Source organism: Cellulomonas jepli (assembly GCF_047229345.1).
GTDB lineage: Bacteria > Actinomycetota > Actinomycetes > Actinomycetales > Cellulomonadaceae > Cellulomonas_A.
In genome coordinates this window covers 1-524 of record NZ_JBFTER010000210.1, presented here as the reverse complement: position 1 = coordinate 524, position 524 = coordinate 1, and the positions used below count along the sequence as shown (strand labels likewise).

At 69.5% G+C, this 524-nt stretch carries 1 protein-coding gene; it reads left to right on the top strand.

The window, feature by feature from the left end:
• Nucleotides 1-12: 12 nt before the first annotated feature.
• Nucleotides 13-524: MBL fold metallo-hydrolase (locus AB6N24_RS23120; RefSeq protein ID WP_412871700.1), on the top strand; the 512-nt coding region annotated here is incomplete at its 3' end.

Below are 524 nucleotides of genomic sequence, written 5' to 3'. Positions count from 1 at the left end.
CTCCGGGAGCACGTGACCGACAAGCCGGTCGTCGCCGTGATCTACACCCACACCCACATCGACCACTACGGCGGCGTGAAGGGCGTGGTCGACCCGCAGGACGTCGCCGCCGGCCGGGTGCCGATCATCGCGCCGGGCACGATCGCGAGCTTCGACAAGTTCGCCATCGGGGAGAACGTCGTCGCGGGCAACGCGATGTCGCGCCGCGCGTCGTACGCGTTCAACAGCCTGCTGGACCACGAGGCCCACGGGGCTATCACCGCGGGCATCGGAATCGGGACACCCGAGGGCAACACGGTCTCCTACCTGTCCCCGACCGACTCGATCACGCGCACCGGGGAGCGCCGGACGCTCGCCGGGCTGACGTTCGAGTTCCTCTACGCCCCCGACACCGAGGCCCCGGAGGAGATGCACATCTGGATCCCCGAGCTCAAGGCCCTGACCTACGCGGAGAACGCGAACCACTCGCTGCACAACATCCAGACGCTGCGCGGGGCCCGGACCCGCGACGCCCGCAACTTCGC